Source organism: Micromonospora sp. NPDC051296 (assembly GCF_040682255.1).
GTDB classification, from domain to species: Bacteria; Actinomycetota; Actinomycetes; order Mycobacteriales; family Micromonosporaceae; genus Micromonospora; species Micromonospora craterilacus.
On the sequence record NZ_JBFBAO010000659.1, the window covers coordinates 1 to 1,469 of the forward strand.

Annotated in this window: 2 protein-coding genes; one reads left to right on the plus strand and one right to left on the minus strand. The window is 68.3% G+C overall.

Annotation, left to right across the window (positions count from 1 at the left end; all coding sequences use genetic code 11):
• Positions 1-344, minus strand: a 344-nt coding sequence (locus AB0M52_RS33925; RefSeq protein WP_363961980.1) for a trypsin-like serine protease, incomplete at its 3' end; no start/stop codon positions are given.
• 500 nt (positions 345-844) lie between these two features.
• Here AB0M52_RS33925 and AB0M52_RS33930 point away from each other — a divergent pair.
• Positions 845-1,469: glycosyltransferase family 39 protein (locus tag AB0M52_RS33930; RefSeq protein ID WP_363961982.1), on the plus strand; the 625-nt coding region annotated here is incomplete at its 3' end.

The following is a 1,469-nucleotide window of genomic DNA, read 5'->3' on the forward strand; positions in this document are numbered from 1 at the left end:
GCGAGGTTGCGGTCCGGGTGCGGCACCACCGACACGACGGCCAGTCGATGGCCGGTGGGCTGCGTGAGATCCGCCCGTCCGAGCACCACCGTCGCCGGTCCGGCCGGCACCCCCGCGACAACGCCTGCTCCCCCGTCGCTGAAGCACGACTTCGCCGTGGCAATCCACCGGACATCGACCAATGCCACCGTGCAGCTACGGGCGTCGCCGAAGTACACCTTGCCGACGAACGGATAACGGGAATCCGTCACCGCTTCCGCCCCCGCAACCGCGGAAGCAGGCCCTCCGGCCGACAGACCCGCCGCAGCAACCGCCATCACCGCAGCGCCAATCCAGGCGCCCACGCGTCTACGCACCAACATCCCCCGTAACTCAGACGAGTCATTCCGTGACCCGTCGCGATCATGCAGAGCTCGCAAGGTATCGACGCCGGGAAGATTCTCGATTTACGCCAGATGGACGACAGGTGGCCGACTCCCGGCCAGAGATAGATCATCGGCGGCACAGCCACGCCGCCCTCGGCACCGCGTGCCGCTGTCGCGCCGGCGCTCAGCGGCATCCTGGTGTTCACCGTCTGTGAGCCGTAGGGCTTCCTCGACGTCATTCGGCTGAAGTCTGCTGGGCGGGTTTGACGAGATCCATGGGGGAGTCCACCATCACTACAAATTGGACGGTGCCGCGCACCGTCACCATCGAGCCTCCGTTCAGCCCGGACGGGAGAGACGGGAACCAGAGCCAACCTGAGGCGCATGTTGCGCGTTCGACAGCTGGCGAGGGTGGTCGGTTTCGGCTTCTTGCGGCGACGTTCCCCGCCCTGCTGGTAGCGGCGCTGGGAATGTGGCGGTTGACCGGTCCGGCGCTGTGGGCCGACGAGTTGGCCACCTGGGGTGCGGTCCAGCTGTCCTGGTCCCAACTGTGGCAGCTGTCCGGCTCGGTGGACGCCGTCCTCACGCCGTACTACGTGTTGATGAAGCTCTACACCGACGTGGCCGGCACCTCCACCGTGGCGCTGCGTCTGCCCTCGGTCGCCGCGATCACGGCCGCGACCCTGGTGGTGACCATGCTGGGCCGCCGGCTCGGCGGAACCCAGCTCGGTCTGCTCGCCGGACTGATCTTCGCGATCCTTCCGGTCACCTCCCGGTACGCGCAGGAGGCACGCGGATACTCCTTCGCGATCCTCGGTGCCGCCGTCGCGCTGCTCTACCTGACCCGCCTGGTCGACCGGCCGGGTCGTCGTGATTTCGTCGGCTACGCCGCCGCCGTCGGCTTCACCGGACTGATTCACCCTCTCAACGGCCTGCTCATGCTCACCGGGCACGCCGCCGCGATCGCCTGGTGGCAGCTGCGGCACCGTGAATCATCGTGGCGGGTCACCCGGCGGTGGGCGGTGGCGGCAGCCATTGGCGTGCTACCGGCAGCGACGCTGTCGGTGTGGGGTTCGGGGCAGACCGCCCAGGTCTCCTGGATCA